Source organism: Bartonella sp. AP21QHHD, from assembly GCF_042196205.1.
Taxonomy (GTDB): Bacteria; Pseudomonadota; Alphaproteobacteria; order Rhizobiales; family Rhizobiaceae; genus Bartonella.
On the sequence record NZ_JBHIPT010000116.1, the window covers coordinates 20,505 to 44,416 of the forward strand.

At 37.1% G+C, this 23,912-nt stretch carries 15 protein-coding genes and 3 pseudogenes; 5 read left to right on the plus strand and 13 right to left on the minus strand.

Annotated features, from left to right (window positions below; translation table 11 throughout):
* Positions 1-196 precede the first annotated feature (196 nt).
* Positions 197-1,285 carry a 2'-deoxycytidine 5'-triphosphate deaminase gene (locus ACFIMC_RS08095; RefSeq protein ID WP_375613513.1) on the minus strand — a complete coding sequence of 363 codons (1,089 nt, stop codon included), beginning with the start codon at positions 1,283-1,285 and terminating at the stop codon, positions 197-199.
* A 238-nt stretch (positions 1,286-1,523) separates the two neighbouring features.
* Between ACFIMC_RS08095 and mutL the strand changes: the two genes are divergently transcribed.
* Positions 1,524-3,377, plus strand: coding sequence for a DNA mismatch repair endonuclease MutL (mutL, locus tag ACFIMC_RS08100; RefSeq protein WP_375681062.1), 1,854 nt, complete (start codon positions 1,524-1,526; stop codon positions 3,375-3,377).
* Between the two features lie 109 nt (positions 3,378-3,486).
* On the plus strand, positions 3,487-3,723 hold the full coding sequence (locus ACFIMC_RS08105) for a DUF2093 domain-containing protein (RefSeq protein ID WP_375612380.1): 237 nt from the start codon (positions 3,487-3,489) through the stop codon (positions 3,721-3,723).
* A gap of 19 nt (positions 3,724-3,742) precedes the next feature.
* On the opposite strand, the gene lpxK is transcribed toward ACFIMC_RS08105, so the two are convergent.
* From lpxK to ACFIMC_RS08145, 8 genes are all read right to left on the minus strand, one after another.
* Complete coding sequence (gene lpxK / locus ACFIMC_RS08110; RefSeq protein ID WP_375668557.1) at positions 3,743-4,783, minus strand: tetraacyldisaccharide 4'-kinase; 1,041 nt, start codon at positions 4,781-4,783, stop codon at positions 3,743-3,745.
* Positions 4,773-6,095, minus strand: coding sequence for a lipid IV(A) 3-deoxy-D-manno-octulosonic acid transferase (waaA, locus tag ACFIMC_RS08115; RefSeq protein ID WP_375638580.1), 1,323 nt, complete (start codon positions 6,093-6,095; stop codon positions 4,773-4,775). The genes lpxK and waaA overlap by 11 nt, the downstream gene beginning before the upstream one ends.
* Positions 6,096-7,467: 1,372 nt before the next feature.
* Positions 7,468-7,713, minus strand: a complete 246-nt coding sequence (locus ACFIMC_RS08120; protein WP_375618600.1) for a DUF4170 domain-containing protein — start codon at positions 7,711-7,713, stop codon at positions 7,468-7,470.
* 46 nt (positions 7,714-7,759) lie between these two features.
* Positions 7,760-8,566, minus strand: coding sequence for a 3'(2'),5'-bisphosphate nucleotidase CysQ (locus ACFIMC_RS08125; protein ID WP_375618599.1), 807 nt, complete (start codon positions 8,564-8,566; stop codon positions 7,760-7,762).
* On the minus strand, positions 8,553-9,884 hold the full coding sequence (locus tag ACFIMC_RS08130; RefSeq protein WP_375612375.1) for a TldD/PmbA family protein: 1,332 nt from the start codon (positions 9,882-9,884) through the stop codon (positions 8,553-8,555). The genes ACFIMC_RS08125 and ACFIMC_RS08130 overlap by 14 nt, the downstream gene beginning before the upstream one ends.
* Positions 9,885-11,084: 1,200 nt before the next feature.
* The gene (locus tag ACFIMC_RS08135) at positions 11,085-11,534 is read right to left on the minus strand and encodes a hypothetical protein (protein WP_375632855.1); all 450 of its coding nucleotides are present in this window, start codon (positions 11,532-11,534) and stop codon (positions 11,085-11,087) included.
* 542 nt (positions 11,535-12,076) lie between these two features.
* Positions 12,077-12,643, minus strand: coding sequence for a 16S rRNA (guanine(966)-N(2))-methyltransferase RsmD (gene rsmD / locus ACFIMC_RS08140; protein WP_375618629.1), 567 nt, complete (start codon positions 12,641-12,643; stop codon positions 12,077-12,079).
* Positions 12,624-14,024 carry a pseudouridine synthase gene (locus ACFIMC_RS08145; RefSeq protein WP_375632853.1) on the minus strand — a complete coding sequence of 467 codons (1,401 nt, stop codon included), beginning with the start codon at positions 14,022-14,024 and terminating at the stop codon, positions 12,624-12,626. The genes rsmD and ACFIMC_RS08145 overlap by 20 nt, the downstream gene beginning before the upstream one ends.
* Before the next feature lie 270 nt (positions 14,025-14,294).
* On the opposite strand from ACFIMC_RS08145, the gene ACFIMC_RS08150 reads away from it, so the two are divergent.
* Entirely contained in the window at positions 14,295-14,741 is a 447-nt protein-coding gene (locus tag ACFIMC_RS08150) for a nucleoside deaminase (protein WP_375672077.1), read from the plus strand.
* Between the two features lie 652 nt (positions 14,742-15,393).
* On the opposite strand, the gene ACFIMC_RS08155 is transcribed toward ACFIMC_RS08150, so the two are convergent.
* From ACFIMC_RS08155 to ACFIMC_RS08165, 3 genes are all read right to left on the minus strand, one after another.
* Positions 15,394-15,885 carry a hypothetical protein gene (locus ACFIMC_RS08155; protein ID WP_375612104.1) on the minus strand — a complete coding sequence of 164 codons (492 nt, stop codon included), beginning with the start codon at positions 15,883-15,885 and terminating at the stop codon, positions 15,394-15,396.
* 177 nt (positions 15,886-16,062) lie between these two features.
* Complete coding sequence (gene ileS, locus ACFIMC_RS08160; RefSeq protein WP_375672078.1) at positions 16,063-18,978, minus strand: isoleucine--tRNA ligase; 2,916 nt, start codon at positions 18,976-18,978, stop codon at positions 16,063-16,065.
* A 248-nt stretch (positions 18,979-19,226) separates the two neighbouring features.
* Entirely contained in the window at positions 19,227-20,978 is a 1,752-nt protein-coding gene (locus ACFIMC_RS08165) for an outer membrane beta-barrel protein (protein WP_375672079.1), read from the minus strand.
* A 681-nt stretch (positions 20,979-21,659) separates the two neighbouring features.
* Here ACFIMC_RS08165 and ACFIMC_RS08170 point away from each other — a divergent pair.
* Positions 21,660-22,867, plus strand: a pseudogene (locus ACFIMC_RS08170) (tyrosine-type recombinase/integrase).
* 209 nt (positions 22,868-23,076) lie between these two features.
* Positions 23,077-23,269: pseudogene (locus ACFIMC_RS08175) on the plus strand (helix-turn-helix transcriptional regulator).
* Between the two features lie 150 nt (positions 23,270-23,419).
* Here ACFIMC_RS08175 and ACFIMC_RS08180 read toward each other — a convergent pair.
* Positions 23,420-23,832 (minus strand): annotated as a pseudogene (locus ACFIMC_RS08180) (hypothetical protein).
* Positions 23,833-23,912: the final 80 nt, after the last annotated feature.

Below are 23,912 nucleotides of genomic sequence, written 5' to 3' on the forward strand. Positions count from 1 at the left end.
TAAATGGAGTTCGTATAGATAGAACCTCTTGAAAAAAGAAGTAAAAATGCCTCTCATACCCTCTCAAATGCAAGAGATGAGATAACCTTGGAAATTAAAAATAGAATGCATGACGCCAGTTTTGCGAAGCACAAAATTTTCTTTTATCTAAAATACGCTTTCTGCATACATGTTATCAAAATTCGTGGTTCCCAACTCATTTAAAATGCTTGGACAACTTTAAACCCTGTGCTTGATAATGTGATCCAACATCATGTCCATAAAGGGTTGATGGTCGATTAAGCATATGCTCATAGACCAAACGGCCAATAATTTGACCATGCTCTAAGATAAAAGGAACTTCATGGCTCCGCACTTCTAAAACCGCTCTTGCTCCTTTTCCACCCGCCTCCTTATGCCCAAATCCTGGATCAAAAAAGCCTGCATAATGCACCCTAAACTCGCCAACTAAAGGATCAAAAGGTGTCATTTCTGCGGCATAAAGCGGAGGCACATGAACAGACTCTCGTGAAACTAAAATGTAAAATTCATCAGGATCAAGAACCAACTCCCTTTGACCACGATCAAAAAGAGGTTCCCAAAAATCTAAAACGTGGGCAACGGCACGTTTATCAATATCAATAACACTTGTATGATGTTTACCACGATAACCTATAAGCCCGTTTTTGTCTCCCTTTAAATTAATGGAAAGACCAATACCACCAACACTAATATTAGGAAAATCATCCGATATCAGTGTTTCTTGCCTTTGCAAAGTGTGCAACTCTATTTCATTTAAATAACTTTGCCCTTTTCTAAACCGAAGCTGTGATAAATGTGAGCCTGTATGCACCAAAATTGGAAATGTGCGTGGACTAATTTCCAAATAAAGTGGACCATGATAACCAGCACAAATTTTATCAAACTCCTGAGCATTATCCGTAATGACACGTGTAAAAATATCTAATCGTCCTGTAGAACTTTTGGGATTGGCAACAGCAGATAAGAATTCTGGTAAAGCTAAACTTTCTAAAAGAGGAACAATATAAACACACCCCGTTTCCAAAACGGCTCCGTCTCGTAAATCAAACTCATGCAACTTTAACCGTTCAAGCTTATCCAAAACTTTTGTATCAGGTCCCGGCATAAAAGAAGCACGTATACGATAAGCTTTCTCCCCTAAACGAAGATCAAGACTTGCTGGTTGTATTTGAGATCTATCAAATGGATACTGAGCCTTGAGAAAGTTATTCTCAATCAAAGCTTGTATATCACTATCTGCTAAAATACCGCTTATACGCGCCATATATATTGCCTTCCCTTTTTACATTGTTTCTTTTTTGACCTAGATGATAAACTGGTGCAAGCTATTTTAAAGTGATAAAAACTATTTTTATGTTTTTTCCAACCGACTTGTTAACATAAAATAAAATAGGAGGTATTGTAAAAATAATACCTCTCATGCTCTCTTATTCTTGAATGTCTCGCAAATGATGTTATCATAATTTTCTATAGAACCCTTAAGATTCCTGTTAGAATTTATTATGATTATACGCCATCTTAGCGAAAATATTATTAATCAAATCGCCGCCGGTGAAGTTATTGAACGACCAGCAAATGTTGTCAAAGAACTTGTTGAAAACGCTATTGATGCTGGTGCAACACGCATTGAAATTATTACAGCAAATGGTGGAAAAAATTTTATAAAGGTGAGTGATAATGGTTATGGAATTCCTGCAGATCAATTAACTTTAGCAGTTTCTCGCCATTGTACCTCAAAGATTACCGATGACGTACACAATATCTGCTTCCTTGGATTTAGAGGAGAAGCCCTCCCCTCTATTGGTTCTGTTGCTAAACTTAAACTCATTTCACGAACAAAAGATGCTGAGAGCGCTGCTGAAATTTCCGTTACTGCAGGAAAAATTGTAGGACCCAAACCAGCTGCTGCGAATCTTGGAACAATTGTTGAAGTTCGTGATCTTTTCTTTGTCACGCCAGCACGATTAAAATTTATGAAAACTGATCGGGCTGAAACAAATGCTATTAGCGATATGATTAAGCGAATTGCTATCGCATTTCCACATATCCGCTTTTCTCTTTCAGGACTAGACAGAACATCTATGGAATTGTCTGCTACAGAAAATAATATTCAAGGACAATTACAACGTATTACGCAGATTATGGGAAAAGAATTCGCCCCTAATAGCATTGCGCTGAATGCTGAACGCGAAGCGGTGCGCTTAACAGGTTTTGCCTGTTTGCCATCTTTCAACCGAAATAACAGCCTTCATCAATTTGCTTATGTTAATGGACGTCCCGTGCGTGATAAATTTCTATGGGGCGCTATCCGAGGCGCTTATGCTGATGTCATGACACGAGATCGTTATCCTGTCGCTATTCTTTTTATTGACCTCCCACCTGCTGAGGTAGATGTTAATGTTCACCCAGCCAAAACTGATGTACGATTCCGTGATCCAGGATTAATTCGTGGTTTGATTGTTGGAGCTATTCGTGAAGCATTGCAGCAATCTGGTATTCGTCCTACTTCAACCCGTTCTGAAGCAATGCTTGCTGCATTTCAAACACAACAATCATTAGCACAACAACCATTAGGCAGTTTTAAGAACACGCACCAGTTCTCTTCTTACAGTTCACAACCTCATCATTTTACCAGTGCTTCAATGGTCCAAAAACCATTGGATAGTACTCACTCTTTTGATTTAAAAGAAGATGCCGCTCCTATTATGGAGGGCTTAAATACACCAAGTGGGGATGCATACATTCCAAGCACGACATCTTCATCAGAAGAGTTATCTTATCCATTAGGAGCGGCCAGAGCACAAATCCATAAAAACTATATTATCGCCCAAACACAAGATAGTTTGATCATTGTCGATCAGCATGCAGCTCACGAACGATTGGTTTATGAAGCACTCAAAAACGCACTTTATTCCAAACCACTTCCTTCACAGTTATTACTTATTCCTGAAATTGTAGAACTCTCTGAAGAGGATGCAACATGCCTTTTAACGCATAAAGATGCTTTGCAAAAATTTGGATTAGGAATAGAACCATTTGGACCAGGAGCAATTGTTGTGCGTGAAACACCTTCCATGTTAGGAGAGATCAATGTCCAAGCCCTTATTAAAGATCTCGCAGATGAGGCTGCTGAGTATGATACAACAAATAATTTAAAAGCAATGCTTGATTATGTTGCAGCAACGATGGCCTGTCACGGCTCAATACGGTCAGGGCGCCTTTTACGCCCCGAAGAAATGAACACACTATTACGACAAATGGAGGCAATACCTAATACAAGTACATGTAATCATGGACGCCCTACTTATATTGAACTCAAATTAGCAGATATAGAACGGCTTTTTGGCAGAAAATAAGCCCTTCTTCATTTTTACAAGAAAAATATTTTAAAATTAACTCTCGACTTTATAATATATTTTATGGCACTTTTCTTGAATCTCTTGTATCAAGTAAAAAGGAGTTGTAATGTTTCCCAATGGTGAACGCGAAGCAAAAATTTATTATTCTAATAACGGATATGACATTATAGAATATGGTACCTATACCATTTGTGCTGTTAGCGGGCAAAAAATCCCTATAGATGATTTAAAATATTGGAATCATCACCGCCAAGAAGCATATGCTAGTTGTGAAATCTCCTATCAGCGCGAACTTGAGTGCAACCCATATCTCAAGCAATTGTTAAAAACAAAAGAAAAATAACCCCTCAAAAGCTATAAATTTAGCCTTTGCCTTTTAGACAAGAAAATTCAAGGGAACGTTTTCTAAAGCGGGTTATGACCTCTTCAAGGACCATACGACAGAAGTCTTTTTGAACAAAATCGACATTCACATCAAAGATAATAAGATTTTTCAAATCCTTTTGCATGTGAATTGTCTGTATACGGGTATAATCTTTAGCTGTTGTTGCGAGCCATAAATTGTGCATTTTAGCCTTTTGTATAAGGCTTTTTAAATTTTTATCTGTGAAAAAATAGTGGTCTGGATATATGTAAGTTTGCACCACATGACCAGACAATTCTTTAATAGATTTAAAAAATTTATCTGGATTGCCAATACCAGCAAATGCCAAAAATGATTTTCCTGAAACCTCATCAGAGGCACTGGCTTTAAGATGAGCACGATATAAAGGCTTTCCAGTACGCGAAACAAAAAAAGCGACATTATCAGGCGCATCGGAGTGACCAATCAATAAAACACTATCCATAAAAGAAAACTGCGTTTTTAATGGTACGCGCAAAGGTCCTGCTGGAAAGACAGCTCCATTACCAAAACCGCGCATCGCATCAACAACGAGTAACGCATAATCCATATAAAGACGGCGACTTTGAAATCCGTCATCCATTAAAATAAGATTACATCCCTCTTGTTTAAGCCGTTGTGCCGCTGCATAACGATTAGGTGATACAGCTACAAAAGCATGCCGTGCAAGTAAAAGTGCCTCATCTCCAACATCGCGTGCATTGTCATATTTTTCATTTACAAGATGTACCCCTTTAACTGATCCACCATAACCACGAGATATAATACCAGGTACGAAACCAAGTTCTTTAGCCACTTTTGTAAAAGCAATAACAACCGGCGTTTTACCCGCACCACCACATGTAAAATTTCCAATACACAAAACTGGCAGATCAATCACGGGAGGCTGTCTTGTCATAAAACGACTTGAAAAATAACCATACCCCCATGAAACTGGAGCTAACACAAAACGCAAAAAGCTTTTATTTTTCCACCAAAAACGAGGGGCGCTAATATGCATATCTACCCTGACGCTGACGTAAACCTGTTTGTATTACAAGGGGTTGTAAAAATGGATCTAAAATCTTTAATGTGCGCTCAAATGCACCTGCCATACCTGTTGCCACTTCATGAGCCTTATCAACCATTTCTTGCCGCAATGTTTCATTTGTTAAAAGCTTATACACCTGAATAGCAAGCTGTTTTGTATCTTGAACCATATATGCTGCATCACGCGTTAGAAATTGTTTGAACATCTCTTGAAAATTTGAAACATGAGGCCCTGTCAAAATAGCGGAACCAAGCAAAGCCAATTCCAATGGATTGTGTCCACCATTTCCACATAACGATTTACCAACGAAAGAAACTTTCGATAAGCGAAGAAAAAGTCCCATTTCTCCAATGGTATCTCCCCATAAAATATCGGTATTCATGTTTGGAACAGCATCTCTACTCCTACGAATAAAACTTAACCCCTTATTATCGCATTTTCTGATAAGATCTTCTGAACGTTCTGGATGACGAGGCACAATAATTGTTAATAAATCTGGCAAATAATTTTTAACAATTTTATGGACCTCAAAAGCAATCTCCTCTTCCCCTTCATGCGTTGAAACAGCTGCCCAAACTGGGCGATTGCCGATAGCATTACGATAACGTGCAAGCAATTCTTGATTTTCAACCAGAAAAACATCAGCCTTGAGATTACCAGAAAACGTAACAGATTTTACGCCAAGTGTATGGTAATAAGCTACATCTCTTTCATTTTGACCAATCGCCAAATCAATATCCTTAAAAATATGTTTGGCAAGAACACGTCGTTTTTGCCAAGCTTTAAAAGAACGTTCAGACATATGGGCATTAACCAAAATCTGCGGAATACGCATTTTTGCAAGTTCTTTAATACGAAGAGGCCAAATTTCTGATTCACAAATTAAGACGAGATCAGGCTTCCAATGACGAATAAAACGGCGCACTGCAAAATCTAAATCCAAAGGAGCATATTGATGAATCAACCTATTACCAAAATATTTTTTCACAAGAGTAGAAGATGTCACCGTCCCAGTTGTCATTAATACATTGATTTCCAATGATAAAATATAATTTATAAGTGGAACAAGTGCAAGTGTTTCTCCAACACTTGCTGCATGCAACCAAACTAACGAACCTTGGGGGCGTATATGAGAACTTTTACCTAAACGCTCTTTTTTGCGACACCACTCTTCTTTTCCACGAATAGCACGAAAGAACAAATAAAAAGGAATAACAGGACATAAGCAAAAACCAATCATTCGATAGCTTAAAAGAGCCGTATGTGCCTTTAATTCTACCATTTAAAATCACCTCATCCAGCTATTTTAAGATATCTATATACTTATTTTGTTAAAAAATTCATCAACACTATTGGTTGCATCCATATTTTTTAATATCATTCATATCTTAAATAAAAAAAGCTTAATCCATGAGAAAATTCAATACATATACACATTATTTAAATCTCTTTTAATTAAATTTTGTAACTTATATCGATTTTATCACTTCATTCTGCACCCTATAAAAAATCTTACTCAAAAATAACAAAACTACATTTCAGTCGATTATAATTTTTAAAATATAAATGATAAACCTATGACATAGATTGTATCAATTTTTTCAACTCACTGAATAAATACTTCTTATGATTTTAATGAGACTTTGAATTTTGCACGTTGGTATTTTAGAGAAAAAGCTTATTTTTACATATGTTAGGTATTGTCAATTTTTCAAAAAAATAACCCATATAGACATTACAACCTAATATAAATACAACAAATAAAATGTGTTTAAAAGAAAGCTCAATCTCTATTATTTCATTTCAATAAAATGAATATGTCAAACTAATCTTAAAAAACTTTTGAATAGTATAGAGTTCTCATTTTAAATTGTGATATAATCTCTTAAAGGTAATCCAGAAAAATCTAATCTTGTTTAATAGAGAATTTCTTAAAAGTCTTAAAGCAATTTAAATAAGAGTTTTCAAAATTTTAAATCCTCTCTTTTCAGGAGGTCGCAATGATATATTATTCCTTTTAAGATTGTATATAATCAACACAAAATGATTAACTTATAGATTGTAGTTTTAAATGAGTACTCAAGAAATCCTTATGAGGTAAGTTAACTTCATAAATCTATTCAGTTTCTCTAAGTTTCTAATTTTGGTAAAGTTTCTAACGACTTTCATGGTTTCTAAGCTTATAGTAATAACTCGTTGAAAAAATTCCAATAGATAAGTAACGAGTGCTAATAATCTCAACAGAGTAATAATTGCTATCATTAATAATGCTAATCTTTTTATTAATCTTAACGCATTAGTGTCTCATACCCCATTCAAAAGCAGAGTGACTATTCACAATATAATCATAAACTTCGAGTGATAGCTGTCATGATAATATTGCTGTTGTAAATAGGTTGATAGAAACTGTCTTGCATTTTTATTAAGCGTAAAGATGGTGGTGCAATAATGGATTTTATACCTTGCACGGACGCTATTATGAAATGGGCTTGGGTGCTTTGGGAGATGTTTCTTAAAAAAACATATGAATTTTAAACAACAAGCATATTCTTTTTTACGGCATTCTATTTTACCCGAAGAACGTACCTATGAAAAGGACGACTAAACAAAAGCATGAAGCAATCTACAGGTTATAATGACCAAATATTCAAGCTTTATTCTGCATCGCCTAACTCAGCATCAAGAAACTGATGCAAATCTACAATGTAATAACGTTGTAATGCATTATCTACACTGCTTTGTGCTTTTGCCTGCCATGCTTCTTGAGCGGATTGATAATCTGAGAAAATACCAACCACATCTAAATCATCAGGATTCTTAAATTGATTACTGTTAAGATTTTTTAATTCCCCACCAAATACAAGATGTAAATATTGTTTTTTTCCTTTGGTTTCAGTCATATGTGCCTCCATATCATTTAGATTATTTTAGCGCGCTTTTACGTGATTAAACTAACTTTGTTTGACGAACAACATCTATCATATCTTGACAGCAATTATTTTTACCAGCAATTAAAAGTCCATACTGGTAAGGTTCAATTCCATAAGATAGTAAAGGGGCATCAAGCGATAAAAAACACCCTCCACACTCCTGCAAAATAAGATCAGCAGCGGCAATATCCCATTCATGACAATTTGGACGAACTAATACGATATCAATTTCATCTTGAGCAACAAGAACAATACGATAAGCAAGAGAAGGAAGATAATGATAAAGACTGACTTGATTGAGAAAATCATCTGGTAATTTTTGTGCGAGCGATTTATCAAGTGAAATTTTATATTTTCGATGAACCTCAAAGGCTAAACGAGGAAGTTTTATCCCATTTAATGTTGCCCCTCCACCCGTTACAGCTGTATAAACATCTCCTTGAGCCGGACATTGTAGAACGCCCACAATAGGACGCCCATTCTCAATAATGGCAACCGAAATACACCAATAAGGATTGCCAGAAAGAAAACCACGCGTTCCATCAATAGGATCAACAACAAAAGAGCGCTCATAATAATCTTGTTTTTCTCGATTATCTTTTGTTTCTTCTGAAATCCATCCATAATTTGGACGAGCTCCAAGAAGCCTCTCTTTCAAGAAATGATCAATAGCAAAATCTGCTTCACTAACCGGGGAATTACCTTCTTTAATCCAGACATCCAACGTGCATCCAAAATACCGCATTGCTAAATCTCCTGCCTCTCGACAAACGTCACGCAAAAGATTTAAATCAGAAGAATGATGCGTGTTATTTTCCTGCAAGTGTCATCCCTTCAATTAACAATGTTGGAGCAGCTGTACTATAACGCCGATCAATATCATTGGCAGGTGTTAAATGTGCTAACATATGAAGCAAATCAGAACCTAGCGTTACTTCACTTACCGGATAAGCAATTTCACCATTTTCAATCCAAAAACCGGAAGCTCCACGACTATACTGACCAGTAATAAAATCAATGCCATGACCGAATAATTCGGTCACATAAAATCCATTTCGCAAATCTTTTATCATATCGCAAGGCGATACTAAACCCGGTTCAATAGCAAAATTTGTACTGGTCGGCTGCACTAATGATGCCGAACGCATACCGTGTCCATTTGTTTTAAGTCCCAATTCACGTGCTGTAGATGATGAAAGAAGCCAATTTTTTAAAATACCATTTTCAATAATATTGAGTGTTTGCCCCTCTACCCCTTCTCCATCAAAAGGATGAGAAGCATTTCCACGTAATCGCAAAGGTTGATCGGTTACATTAACATTAGGCTTCATCACTTCCTTGCCTAGGAAATTCTGTAAAAGACTCGTTTTTCGAGCCACAGAGGCTCCATTGACCATAGATGCGATATGCCCTGCAATTCCACGAGCCGTACGCGGATTAAAAATAACATCAACGCTCCCAGTCGCCGCACGAACTGCCCCCAAACGTCGAACAGCACCAAGCCCTGCATTCTTTCCCACAGTTTCTGCTGCCTCTAAATCAGAAAAATGTAAGGCTGTTGTATAATCATAATCCCGCTCCATCTGTGTTCCTTCACCTGCAAGAGCACTACAAGAACGTGAAAAACAACTTGAGCGATAGGCTCCACAAAAACCATCGCTGGTCACAAGAATAAACCCACTACGGCCATAAGCTGTTGCAGCGCCACCAGAATTGCTTACACCTTTAACATCAAGAGCTGCTGCCTCCGTTTTTAAAGCATCTTCTGTTAAAAAATGACTGCTGGGTACAAAATCATCAAAAAGATCAAGATCTTTAGGATACTTAACCAAACACTCTTTATCTGCCAAACCTTCAAATAAACTATCGGGAGAAGCTTTAGCCATCGCAACAGCACGTTCCGCAAGTTCTTGCGGATAAGATCCTAAATTAGCAGAAACACTTGCTACTTTTTTTCCAACAAAAACCCTTAGAGTAAAATCATTGCTCTCTGCTGCTTCTGTCGATTCGACTTTCCCAAAACGAACTGATACACTGGTAGAATGAGCATGAACAATAACAGCATCAGCAGCATCTGCCCCAGAACGCTTTGCTGCTTCAACCAGCGAAACAGCTTTCTCAATCTGGTTTTTATCAGTCATTATAGACTCCCTAAAATATTTTATTATTTACATTGATAAGCATTCTGACAAATTTATACAAATCAAAATATAACTCTTGTGTATTGATTCATAAGATTATGCACATTCATGCATTCTTTTTCTTTTAATGCATTAAATCATTTTCCTTTTAGCTTCTTTATGAAAAGACGTAATATGCCGTATATGCCGTAAAATCTCTTTAGTTTCAAGATTTCTCATGGGCCCTTATCATTTTAGGAGCCAAATCTCCACTGACAATCAAATCAACAGAACAATTGGCAATTAACAAAAGTCTTAGCAATAACACTTGAATTTAAGCCAAAGTCCTCAAAAATTCGAAAAGTATAAAATGATCTAAATCACAGGTCTTCCTTCCTCTGGGTAGTAAAAAACTTACCTCATATCTTTCCTATAGCATTCTTTAATTTCCAAGAAAGAATCAAGAAAATGCCTTATATTTGTATACACTTCTTTGCTTCTATAAACTCTCTCATAATGAGACGGCACTCTTGTAAATGAAATAAAACTTAAACAGAGTAAAAAATATTTCCTTCCATTATGGTTTCAACAAAATGAGCAGTCATAAACTTCTTTACCCTAATGGACGTAATATCATAAAGAACTCATTTTTATATTTAAAAGTAATCAAGAAATTATCTTGTAATCTTTCAATAAAATTAACAGTTTGATTTATACTTATAATTTATTGTTTTGTAATTTGTATAAAAAAGCCTAATAGCATAAAATTCTCTTTGTTTCGAACCTATTCATGTTGAGTCAATCACAACTATTTGCGAGCATATCATGAATAAGGGGCATATGAATGAAACCTATTTAAGAAGAAATCAAAATGCCTCTTATGAAGGTTTTAAATGCAAAAAATATTGCAACATTAGAAACAGGAAAATATTATGACGATATGGACCTACATCATAGAGAAGTAATGAACTTCTGAAACTTTCTCATTTTCAATGAAGAGAGCATCTTATAAGCTTTTATATATAAAAAAAATTCAATGAATTTCATAAGATTTTTAGCGCAAAATTAATCCCGTAAGATGCTTTGACACGATTTCAACAGCTAACTAAAACCAAATCATAGCTCATCAATTTGCTATATACTCATAACTAATTTCATTCTAACAAGGCTAAGATTTCTGCACCTTTTTTAAGGTATTAACTTCTTTATAAATGCACCCCCTTACAAGATGCTTTTGTTTTCAGTAAGAGCACGTCTACTCATTTCAATCATTGCATCGCGAAGATATAACTTAATTTTTGATCCAATAATCACTCCAAAGAAAGGAGCAAGTAAGCCATACATAATTACAGTATGACGAATTTTGTTATTGGAAGAACCAGATTTTGTTGAACAAATATATTCATGATTAAAACTCATACGTGTAAAAGGAAGTTTAGCATAATCAGAAAAACAAACATTTTTTATAACTTTATCAAGTGTAAAAGTTACTGTAGGTCCTTTTTTAGGTTTCATTTGGCCTACAGCTCCTACTTTAAAAGCACCAAAAAGTTCTACCCACTCAAGTTCGTGATCCCAAGAAGGCCATTTTGCTACGTCCTCCCATATAGCCCAAATTTGCTCAGCACTTGCTTCTGTGCTAATCTCTTCACTATATATCCATTTAAACATGATAATCTCCCCTTTTTTACAAATTCCTTATCTTTAGTGATAAAGAATAATATAAAAAAGTATCCTTAAAGCTGCACAACGATAAGATACTTAATACTCTCAGATTTACTTAATATGTAATGATTAAATCAACAAGGGATACTACTAAACTAAACACACAAATATTCAGGATAAATGAACAATATTTTCAATACTAAACAAAATATCTTTTTTAAATTTATACAATAACAAAAATAGACGTTACGCATCATATAAGATATAAATGCAGACTGCATAGCTTAAAGCTTTCAACTGCTGATGAAATGTGATGATTAAGGTATAGCAGAAAAAATTAGACAAAAAAGATCATAACTATTATCGAGGAATATATATCCTATTGGAGAAAAAACATCCTTCTATAGTAAAGCTAATAAAAATTCATCAATTCCTTTAACATTAGAATCTTTTATTGATTTTCTGCTTAACCTTTTAAAAACCATATAAAATGAAGAAAACTGTGTAAAAGCATTTTTTCATCCTATCGGATAAACACAAGAACTTTCTCAAGATGTAAGCGATCGTAATTTATAGAGACGTATTGCTGTTTCACCATAAAAACGCTCATCATCTAGATAAAAGACGTCAGGTAAATGAATCATTGTATCTTTCTTTTCTTCAAGTATGAAGAGTGTATCAGCTTTTGCCCACCCTCCTCGCAAAGCTTCTACAAAAGCACGTTCACCTAAACAATGGCTATAGGGAGGATCAGCGCAGATAACATCAAATGGCAGCATTGTTCCAATATTACCAAGTTTGGTTGCATCTCGACGCAAAATCCGCCCTATTGACTGTAATTCAAAGGCTTCGATATTTTTTTGAATTACCCCACGCCCCTCAACCGAGTTTTCAACAAAAACAGCAGCCTTTGCTCCACGTGAAAGTGCTTCGATGCCTAAAGCACCAGTCCCAGCAAAAAGATCAAGAATGCGTTTATTGGTCCAAAATTGTTCTTCACGGCTAGAAAGAATATTAAAAAGGCTTTCACGTGTACGATCACTCGTTGGGCGAATCGACTGATTAACAGGCGAAAACAAAACACGCCCAGCAAATTTACCGCCTATGATCCGCACGTGGACCTCCAAATCGCTTCGAAGTTTTTGCACCGTCCCTATGTGGTTTAGATTTTTTCATAGCACCACCAAACGATTTTACCTTTTTCTTTCTCTCAAAAGAATGCTCATCATGACCACCTTTTATCATTTTCTCTTTATCCTTTAAAAAGCGATCTTTCTTACCAAAGGGATGCGTCTCGTCATAAGATATTTTGCCATGTTTTTGAACAAACCTTTCCCTCTTCTCTTTGTATGACGGATTTTCTTTTAGTTTTTCCTTGCCTCGATGAAATGATTTTCTACCATCCAAATCGCTCTTATGATCATGCGATTTCTCCTCACTATAGGAAGGCTTTCTACGTGCACTTTGCGGACGTGCACCAGGAGCCATCCAAACATTAGCACGGCGAGAACGCGGTAGAAAACGCTCTGCTTTTCCTTCTTCACTTTTCTCCTTCTTTACATTCTCATGAGACTTTGTACTTAATCGTGCGCGACTATGTTCAACAGAACCATCTCTTGGTCGGCGTCGTATCGCCCTTTCACTTGAGAAAACCCAACCATCATTTGCAACAGAAAGATCTTTCTGGCTTTGCTTTTCTGCAACAACTGCAGAATTTGAAAATGGCTTAAGAATAGGAGCATCAAAATCTGCATTGGCTTGCATAATTAAACGCTCACCCAACTGATCTCGTAACATCCGCCCTTTTAACTCTTGCACGGCTCCTTCTTCTAAATCAGAGAGATGAAATGGACCATAAGATACACGTATTAATCGATTAACTGATAATCCCAATGCCCCTAAAACATTCTTTATTTCACGATTTTTTCCTTCTCGCAAAGCGACAGAAAGCCATACATTCGACCCTTGTTCGCGTTCAATTGATGCTTCAATCGAACCATAAAAAATACCATTAATTGCAATACCATTTTTAAGGTTATCCAGCGCACTCTGTTTTACTCTTCCATGAGCACGGACGCGATATTTGCGGACCCACCCCGTTACAGGAAGCTCTAATACACGCGCTAAGCCACCATCATTGGTTAAAAGCAAAAGCCCTTCCGTATTAATGTCAAGCCTTCCAACAGAAAGAACACGCGGCATTCCTTTTGGTAAATTACTAAATACTGTAGGTCTGCCTTCAGGATCACGGTTCGTGGTGACAAGACCTGCTGGCTTATGGTAAAGCCATAAACGCGTTCGTTCTATAGGAGGTAAAGGTTTGCCATCAACTATAATAACATCAGAGCGGCTAACATTAAAAGCAGGCGTTGTCACGACTTTACCATTCACAGAAATACGACCTGCAACAATCATCATTTCTGCATCTCGACGCGAAGCAATACCAGCACGCGCTAACCTTTTAGCAATTCGTTCACTCTCATTATTTTCATTCATTTGCGTTTCAAACCAATCTTTGCAAGTATGTTCAGAAAATTATTCACATGCACCATACCGCTTATCCTGAAAAATGAAGTAGCATAATCATTTATCATTTTCTATCCTTTAACGACAATAATGTATCTGCCAACTTGCAAGTTTGTTTTAAACTATTAAAAAAAATAGAGGTATTCTTTTCATTATAAAAGCGTAATAAATTATTCATTCCATAGCATTCCTTATCGAGATAACCTTTAGATTTTCTATACCTTCAGTAGAAAGAATATTATGACCTTGACGCCCATGGAAATAGCCCTTTTAGAAGCGCAAGAGGCTGCAAAAAAAGATGAAGTTCCCGTAGGTGCTATCATTACACGTGGAAAAGCTATCATTGCACGCGCTGGTAACTTTATAAAATCTGCATATGACCCTACAGGACACGCAGAAATACGCGCAATCCGTATGGCTTGTGAAACATTGCAAAGCGAAAGGCTTCCTGATTGCGATCTTTATGTAACACTTGAACCTTGTGCTATGTGTGCCGCTGCCATTTCATTTGCACGCATACGACGTCTCTATTATGCAACAAATGATCCCAAAGGAGGTGCTATAGAAAATGGCCCACGTTTTTATCAGCAAACAACCTGCCATCACAAACCTGAAATTTATTCTGGTTTCAAGGAAAAAGAAGCAGCTCAATTACTTAAAGACTTTTTTATACAAAAGCGATACTAAAAATAATTCTTCTTCCATAACTTTCACTCTTTAAAAACTATCCTACTTCTCAAAAAAGACTGTTAATTCTTCTGATATATATATATATAGCAAAAGCTATTTCGAAGCATTTTTTCTCTCTTTTAATTCTGCATATTGTTTCTATTAGATGATACATTCATTCAAAAGAATAATTCATTATTTTGTATATAAAATATAAAGTCCAAAATATCGTAGATATGCTCTCATTTCAAATTACATTGAAACAGTAAAAATCACTTTCTTGCACATCATAAGCGGAATTATCGTCTGGATAAAGAACGTTTTAGAAAAGACTAAAAATGTCTCTTATGAAAGCTCTCAAATGCAAAAATTATCGCAACATTGGAGTCTGTAAAATAAAATGATGGTATCCACTTTCTCCTTCCTAAGCATAAAGTATTGGAGCACAATAGATTTTACGTTATACTAGCCACATGAGCAATGTTGTAAAATGAGCTTGAGAAATGTTTCGTGTTAAGGAAACGCATAAGGAATCTCTCGATGCTGTTGTCATATTGCTATTTCATGAGAATACCCCCCTCCTACAGCAGCATTATAACTGCGCGCGAATGAGAGCTTGGTATCATAAGTAATTGGAAAAATACTTTACTTTAAATGTTTTGTCTTTTCCCTATCGACCAATAGGTGCGGTTTTTGCCGGTTGGCGATAACTTAAAGGTGGTTCAGTGAGATAGCGACGGTATTTTGAACTTCCAACTTGTGCTCTCTGACGACGTAAATATTCCTGTCGTTGCTTCGCATTCAACTGTGAAGGATTTTCTGAACCAACGCCATTAACTGACGATCCTTTGTGAGGAAAAGGAGTATTTCCTTGATGCTTCTTCGATGCTGCCATTTCATTGACAGATCTATCTTGTTGTGGTACCGGCAAAAATCTGCGTGAACTAGGGCTTGGTATTACAAGTTTTGGATGAGGTTTCATAACAATCTGGCTGCTGTTATTTGTTGGTGTTAATGAAGTGATATTAGCAACATCTTCAAAAAACTGTATTGAAACTGGTTTATTGGTACCATAGGTAGGAGCGGATAAATTGCATCCCGTTAAAACAAAGCACATCCCTAAAATTCCTATTGGAAATATTTTTATTTCACGTTTTCTCACTGCCTATTCCATTTCCTAGGTGTATGGCTGATTAATATTCCCGTTATTTATGAGAGAACGGTCCATACACAAATTTCCCCCCTGCAGATAAAACAACGGAATTTTTTTCGTACCACAAAAAACTATATTCATCAATATGAGAAATATACTTGCATTTCTTTCCTTTGATCTAAAACTTTAAATCTTGCCAAGAATCTGCAATTCCCGCAAAGCAGCTGCATCACGAGCAGATACATCCGGATAAGCTGGATCACTTCCAACATCTTGTGTATAACGCCATGATCGAGCACATTTTTTTCCTAATGCCTTCTCTGGATATACACCAACACCTTCAACATCATTCAAAGTAAAAGCATCAGAAGGTATCGTGTCCTGCGTAATTGTGAGTGCACTGGTAATACAGATCTCCGCCATATCCACATTTTCTAATGCCTCTCGTAAAACCAGATTGGAAATAAAAACAATAGGCGCAGCTTCCAAAGAGGATCCAATACGCTTATTAGCACGTTCAAGCTCTAAAGCACCTGTCACAACTTTACGGACCTGCCGAATTTTTTTCCAACGCTCAGCCAAAGATTGGTTTTGCCATTCTTCTGGTACAGAGCGAAATTGTTCCAAATGCACCGATTGGCTTCCTGGATAACGCTCTAACCAAGCTTCTTCCATAGTAAAAGGTAACATTGGAGCAAGCCATGTGACCATACGCTCAAAAATCTCACGGACAACCTGCAAGGAGGCCTTGCGTTTTTTTGATGAAGGCGCATCACAATAAAGAGAATCCTTGCGGATATCAAAATAAAATGCCGATAACTCAATGATTGAAAAATCCAATAATGCACGCATAATCTTTTTAAAATCAAATTCATCGTAAGCGCGATTAATCAACTGATCAAGTTCAAAAAGCCTATGCAATATAAATTTTTCAAGATCCGGCAGTGCACCATAAGATACTTCTTCTCCATCATCATGTGCTAAAGTTCCTAGCATCCAACGAATTGCATTGCGTAGTTTACGATATGAATCCACATTTGTTTGAAGTATTTTTTTGCCTAAACGCTGATCTTCCCAATAATCGGTTGTCATAACCCAGAGACGAAAAATATCAGCTCCAGATGTTTTAATGATCTCTTGCGGAACAACCGTATTGCCTAAAGATTTAGACATTTTCTTACCATTCTCATCCAAAGTAAAACCGTGTGTGATCACGGCTTTATAGGGAGAACAAGCACGCGTACCACAGCTTTCCAAAAGAGAAGATTGGAACCATCCGCGATGTTGATCTGAACCTTCAAAATAAACATCAGCAGGCCATTTCAAATCAACCCGATCTTCTAACACAAAGCTATGGCTGGCTCCAGAATCAAACCAAACATCCAAAATATCATAAACCTGTACCCAAGGCTCATGTGCACGCTCACCTAAAAAACGTTCACGTGCTCCTTCAGCAAACCATGCATCTGCCCCTTCTGCTTCAAAAGCCCGTAAAATACGCTCGTTCACACCTTCATCTTTTAGAATAACACCATCCTCATTCGCAAAAATACAAATAGGAACACCCCAAGAACGCTGACGAGAAAGAACCCAATCAGGACGATCTTCTATCATAGAAGCTAGGCGGTTTTGTCCAGAAGACGGCACAAAACGCGTTTTTGAAACAGCTTCCAAAGCCCGACTACGTAAAGTTGAACCATCCCCAAAATCTTTATCCATTGAAATAAACCATTGTGGTGTATTGCGAAAAATAACGGGTTTTTTTGAACGCCAACTATGGGGATAGGAATGCTTTAAACGCCCCCGTGCAAACAATCGATCTGCTTTAATTAAAGCATTAATGACCTCTTTATTGGCATCACCCATTTTTCCATTATCATCAATAACACGTGCAGGTCCTCCTTCACGATCTGGTCCTAAACCTGGAACATCTTTCGTATAGAACCCTGCATCATCAACAGGAAACGGTATAGATGAATCAATCCCCGCTTGCTCCAGTAAGGACTTATAATCATTCCAAATATCAAAGTCCTCACGCCCATGGCTTGGTGCTGTATGGACAAAACCTGTACCAGCACTCTCTGTTACGTGCGAACCATCAAGCAATGGAATTTTATAATTATACCCTCCAGCTAAACCTTTGAGTGGATGAGAAAGAACAAGAGCTTTCAACTCTTCAGAAGAAATAACACGCAAATGCTTCAAAACAAGTTTGGCTTTTTCTCCACAACTCATCGCTAAAGCGTTTGCAAAGAGAAGCTTTTCTCCCACTTGAGGACCAAAATCATTTTCAGCACTTTCAACTTCGTAAATACTATAAGAAATTTGCGAAGAATAACTCACTGCACGATTGCTTGGAATCGTCCACGGTGTTGTTGTCCAAATGACGACATGAGCACCATATAAATCATCAGAATTTGCTTCAAAAACAGGAAACTTAACCCAAAGCACCTCTGATTCATGATCATGATATTCAATCTCAGCCTCTGCCAAAGCCGTACGCTCCACAACAGACCACATCACCGGCTTGGAACCACGATAAATCTGATCTGACATAGCAAATTTTATCAATTCACTGGCAATGCGTGCTTCTGCATGAAAAGCCATTGTAGTATAAGGCGTGTTAAAATCTCCCACGACACCAAGGCGTTTAAATTCTTCACTTTGAATGGTTACCCAATGCTGTGCAAATTCACGGCATTCTTGACGAAACTCGTTAAGAGGTACCTCATCCTTATTTTTTCCTTGTGCTCGATATTTTTCTTCAATTTTCCATTCAATTGGAAGCCCATGGCAATCCCAACCAGGTACATAATTTGCATTAAAACCGCGCATTTGGAATGAACGAACAACCACATCCTTTAGAACTTTGTTTAAAGCATGCCCGATATGAATATGACCATTTGCATAAGGCGGACCATCATGAAGAATATAAAATGGACGATCTTTTGCTTGTTGACGCAATTGCGCATAAAGCCCCATATTTTCCCAACGCGCCATCAATTCAAGCTCTTTTTGCGGAAGCCCTGCACGCATAGGAAAATTTGTCTGTGGGAGATAAAGAGTTTTTGAATAATCTATTGTTTCATTTTTCACAGCCATTGTGAAATATCCCTGTCCACTTTTACGATTTCATTTTTGCATAACTTCCCTGAACCCTGCAACTCTGGTTTTTATCTATAGGGAAAGCCGAGCTTATCATTCGTATTAAGCAGCGATCAGGAAAATATATCATCACAATCTATGGGCTTTATCATGAAATTCACAAGAAAAGAAACCAAAAAGTGATCTTAAAAAAAATAAAGGCTCCACTGACAGTGGAGCCTCTTAGAAATTTACTCTTTAAAAAATTAGAATTTATAAGCTACACCAACACGGAAATCATTGGTTTTGTAGTTAACTTCAAGTTTTTCCTTTGCAAATTTCTTTTTACCAAAATCAGAGTAACGATATTCTGCACGTACAATCACATTATCTAGAAGCGAGAAATCAACGCCACCACCAAGTGTGTAACCAATCATAGTTTTTGTTTCATCAGCTAAGTTCTTAGAAGAAACGACTCTTCCATCCTCATCCTTAACGGATATTGATACAGTGTCTTGGAATTGTCCATAAGCAATACCACCAGCAAGATAAGGCATAAAGCGATCAGCAGCAAAACCAATACGTACCCGTGTAGCACCACCCCAATTTTGTTTGAAAGTATGACTTAAAGTTTCAACTGCATCCTCTTGATCAAGACCAAGTTCAGAAGCCATCTTTTTTATTTGTTCTATACCATATACACTGGAAGCGTTCTTATCCACCGCTTGTGTACTTTGTGCACCGTGTCCAGACATATTCTGTCCACCATGAGAACGAGAAGCATGTGGATTAGTACCATTCGGATGAGCACCAGAGCTATGCCCACCTGCATGAGGTGCACCATGTGCATTAGCATTTCCACTACTATGGGAAGAACTATGATGACCTCCCTGTTGGGCTCCGCTTGTTCCATTAGAAACTTTTGTTTCTGAACCATTGGATGATCCTGATCTCGCGAGTACAAGTGATGAACTCGGTACTGTTCTTTCTACTGCTGATGGTTGTACCGATGTAGGTGCTTTTGCTGCTGGCTGTACTGCTGGTGCGGTTGCAGTAGGTTTTACTGGTGCAGGTTGTACTTGTGCAGGCACTACTAATACAGTATTTACAGGCGCATTAGCTCCATTTGCCCTTACGCCTGATGACTGATCTACTACAGCTGATCGCGATGCTGATGTTCCTACTCCTGTTGTAAGGGATGTCGGTTTAAGTGCAGCTGGCTGTGATCTACCTACTTCACCTAACGATGCCCCTCCTGTATCTGATCTTCCCAATGAGGACGATACCGCTTGCACTGTTTTAGGGGAGACTGGTTGTGTTACCGACGATTCAGATGGCGTTTTTGATGATGGTGTTGGAACTCCTGATGTTCTTTCCGACGTCACTGTTTTTCCTGCTGTTGCACTAACATCGCTAGACTTTCCAGTTGTTGCTGATTGATTTGATTGTGCTTCTCCTGCTCGTGACGATTGAACTGTAGTTACTGGTTGAGCTGGTGCTTGACTGGATTGCGTTCCAACAGATTTTTCTGAAGCGGATCCTTGTGTTCCTTCTGATGTTACTGCTCGAGGGACTGGAGGCGTTTGTGTTTGTACTGATCTGCGGGATCTTACGACTGCATTTTCTACTGTAGTGTTATCAGCCGCACCTATGGTAATGGTCTTTGTGTGTTTTTTTCCAGATATCATTAAATCCGTATCGATGCCAAAAATAAAGTTATCACCGAGATCAATATTAGAACCTGCATAAAAACCACCTACAAAACCTGAAAGTTTAGGAGAAAACTCTTTATCCAGGGGTAAACTCTTTTCTTGACCAACAAGAGCCATATCAGCTTTGCTCGAAAAACCACCAGCTTGGACACCTAAATAAAGACCTGTCCATGAAAAAGTAGGTGCAACAATGGTAGAAGTAGTCGATGATGCTGGCTGATGAGGCATCATAACATCAGCAGCTAGTGCTGTAGACGCTGAAATTAAAGAAAAAATAGACGCTGTTATTAAACGTTTTGTATTCATAAAATCTCTCCAAATATCCAAAATGAAATTCATATAGAGCATCTTTTCTGAAAGATCTGTAGCAAAAATGACACACTCACAAAAAAATAAAGAATTTTTGCAAATAAGGCTTCTTAAACTTTTAATTTTGCATTCAATAAGAATTTGTAAACTAAATCACACTAAAATTATGTGTATTAAAGTTGGATTCATTTTCATTAAAGTTTCGCATAACTGTTAATGATAATATTCTTTATAAATTTCTTTTACCAAAATCTAAATAACAGTATTCTGCATACAATAAACTATTATCTGTTATTGCAAAATCAATACCAGCGCAAACAGTGAAATCAAATATTGCCTTTTTTAAAACCAAGCGCCATCAAAGTTTCATCTATTTACCAGCATGATCTACTTTTAGTACTTTAGCAATAGTATTTTGTATCTAAAATTCAGAAAAACAAAGAAATTATTCAAACACTCGCAAAAAAACTTTTAGATTCTTTGCATAAGCATCTTCATCACGCCACATCACTTTGATTTATAATGATAACTTAGTTTTTTTCATATTGAATGAAAAAACTAATACTGTAGGATTTTATCATTCCAAACCTGTTTATGTTGTATTAATCAAAACCACTTGCTTGCACATCACAAGCGGGGTTGATGTGTGGGTAAAAATTGTACAAGAAAGGAGTAAAAATGGTTCTTATGAATCATCTTAATGCAAGGGCTGTCGCAACATTGGGAGCTGGCAAATATAATGATGGTGCCGGCTTGCTTCTTCACAAACGTAAAGATGGTGGTGCTCAATGGCTTTATCGTTATACCATTCATGGTCGGCGCCGCGAAATGGGCTTGGGTGCGTTGCGAANGGCAAACCAATGGCGTTCTGTTTTGCATGAGGGGCATGACCCCATTAAAGAACGCGATAAACAAAAGCGTGAAGCAATAAGCAATCTCCATTACTTAAAAGACATTGCCGTAGATGCTTTTGAAAGTCGTAAAGCCGAATTAAAAAGAGATAGTAAGGCTAGTGATTGGTTTTCACCTTTGCGGNTTTTGAAAGTCGTAAAGCCGAATTAAAAAGAGATAGTAAGGCTAGTGATTGGTTTTCACCTTTGCGGCTTTACATTCTCCCTAAATTAGGTTGCCTCCCCGTTTCAGAGATTACACAAACAGAGATACGCGATACGCTTTCTCCCATTTGGCATACAAAAGCTGGAACAGCTCAGATAGCATTGATACGTCTTAATCTTTGTCTCAAACATGCGGCTGCTTTGGGTTTGGATGTTGATTTACAAGCAACAGAAAAAGCACGTGCTCTCTTAGGAAAACAACGTTATAAGATCATTAATAGACCAGCAATGGATTGGAAAGATATACCAGCTTTTTATCAGTTACTCTGTAAAACACAAAACATAACACATCTTGCTTTGCGTCTGCTTATCCTTACAGGGGTTCGTACTAATTCCTTGCGTCATATTCGTGAAGATCAAATTGATGGCGATATATGGACAATTCCTGCTGAGAATATGAAAGGAAAGCGTGATACCACAACAGAATTTCGCGTGCCTCTATCAACAGAAGCATTAGAAATTCTAAAACAAGCGCGCTTGCTTTCTCGTAATGATTTCTTTTTTTCTGCTAGAGGTCGTGGTTCCCTCACTGAGAAATGTATGGCTACGTATATGAGAAAAAATAAAATTGAAGCACGTCCGCATGGTTTTCGCTCTAGTTTACGCAATTGGCTCGCTGAAACAACCGATGCCCCTTATGAGGTCGCTGAAACTATTCTAGCTCATATAATAGGAGGGCAAGCAGAACGTGCCTATTGTCGGACTGACTATTTAGAACAGCGCCGCGTTTATATGGATAAATGGGCGGCTTATGTCACGGGTCAAACCTAAAATATGGGGTGCATAACCCCATTATCTGTGGATAACTTTAGCTCTCTTTTCTCTCATTCTTTCTCAATAAGAGTCATAAATTATCACATCAGAAATTATATGATAAAATATTGTTTTCTATAAATAAAATACCTTCAAAAATGAACCAAAATGTGGTTAATAAATGGTTATGATTTGTTTCTATTTTTTGAGAATGAAAGGATTTTAGAATGACAGAAAATGATATTCTTTTAACTGACCGTGAAAGTGCAAAATTGCTTCATATGAGTGTCCCGCCGTCATGCTACCAATGGCTCTCTCCCCAAACCCCTAAAATTTGGTTTTTTATCCCGTTGGTTACAATCGGATCTTTTGAATGTCATCGAGCAAGCAAAACAGCAACGTTATAACGACGTGGTATAAAAAAACTTGTCACGTAAGGACGGACAAGGCTTTCTCAAACTCATCACTCTAAAGATAGCACAATCCGTCCTATGACGCAACGTTATAGGATTACCTAAGTGTATTCCATACGTCATATCGCTTCACATACAGCATTTTGATTGTTGATTATCAACGGCAAAATTTAGTGTTGATATTTAAGAGTGTTTTTATACTTTTTTTACAATACGGACTATTTAAGCGCTTCTTGACACTGCGCCTCGGGATGACAGCACTTGGACGATACACTGGAATTCTATCATCTTTACAATTTCACACCATTTTCCATTTTTAATTTTATAGTGAAATCCCGATTGAATCACACAACCATGAATCATTGCCCATTCATTTAAATCCAATTTACTATTTTCCGAATCTATATTATAAGGAGATGATATACCACACTCTAACGATGCTTTTTCTACCTCAGTAAAGTCTACACTTGGCTTTTGCCATATAACAGAGTATGTTGAAGGAGGCTTTGAGTTACATCCAGTAATACTTAATAGAACTATCCCACTTAATAATTTAAACAGTGTATTCATTTTTTTTCCATAAATAACCTAAACCTAAATAATCTAAAATTGCACGAGGTGCATAAATTTTTGTATTATCATTATGATGT